Origin of the sequence: Paraburkholderia sp. SARCC-3016, from assembly GCF_031119615.1 — a bacterium.
Classification (GTDB): Bacteria; Pseudomonadota; Gammaproteobacteria; order Burkholderiales; family Burkholderiaceae; genus Paraburkholderia.
Genome location: NZ_JAVHZD010000110.1, coordinates 1 through 622, shown reverse-complemented (window position 1 = coordinate 622; position 622 = coordinate 1). Strand labels below are relative to the sequence as shown.

Genomic DNA, 622 nt, shown 5'->3' with positions numbered 1-622 from the left:
AGTAGGTAATCGTCAGGCTCCCCCTCAGCTGAAAACATCAACCCCGCCCGCACAGGCGGGGTTGCTGCGTTTACAGCAGACACTTATAAGTGAGAGCTGTCATGGGGTGGCAATGGTCAAGCTTAGTCTTGACATTGCGATGTTGCTCCCCCATAATCATCCGTTCTCTGCGGAGGGGTGCCCGAGTGGCTAAAGGGGGCAGACTGTAAATCTGTTGGCTTACGCCTACGTTGGTTCGAATCCAACCTCCTCCACCAGAATACGGCTTAAGCAGTTGTTGGGAATCGATAGATCCTTGCGGGTGTAGCTCAATGGTAGAGCAGAAGCCTTCCAAGCTTACGACGAGGGTTCGATTCCCTTCACCCGCTCCAGCAAAGAAGTAGCGCCCATGTGGCTCAGTGGTAGAGCACTCCCTTGGTAAGGGAGAGGTCGGCAGTTCGATCCTGCCCATGGGCACCAGCAGGTTGTCAGCGATTGTTTGCGCCCCGCGCAACGTACGGAAAAAACCCTCTTAGGAGTCGAAAATGGCCAAAGGTAAGTTTGAGCGGACCAAGCCGCACGTGAACGTGGGCACGATCGGTCACGTTGACCACGGCAAGACCACGCTGACGGCGGCGATCAC

The 622-nt window shown here is 55.6% G+C and carries 1 protein-coding gene and 3 tRNA genes; all 4 read left to right on the top strand.

All coding sequences use genetic code 11. The features are described from left to right. The first annotated feature begins 171 nt into the window (after positions 1-171). Positions 172-257: transfer RNA gene (locus tag QYH69_RS35965), tRNA-Tyr, on the top strand. Between the two features lie 40 nt (positions 258-297). Further along, a tRNA-Gly gene (locus QYH69_RS35960) sits at positions 298-371 on the top strand. A gap of 13 nt (positions 372-384) precedes the next feature. Beyond that, positions 385-459: transfer RNA gene (locus QYH69_RS35955), tRNA-Thr, on the top strand. Positions 460-524: 65 nt separating this feature from the next. Then, positions 525-622 (top strand): GTP-binding protein (locus tag QYH69_RS35950; protein WP_033453371.1); only part of this gene is annotated, 98 nt, incomplete at its 3' end.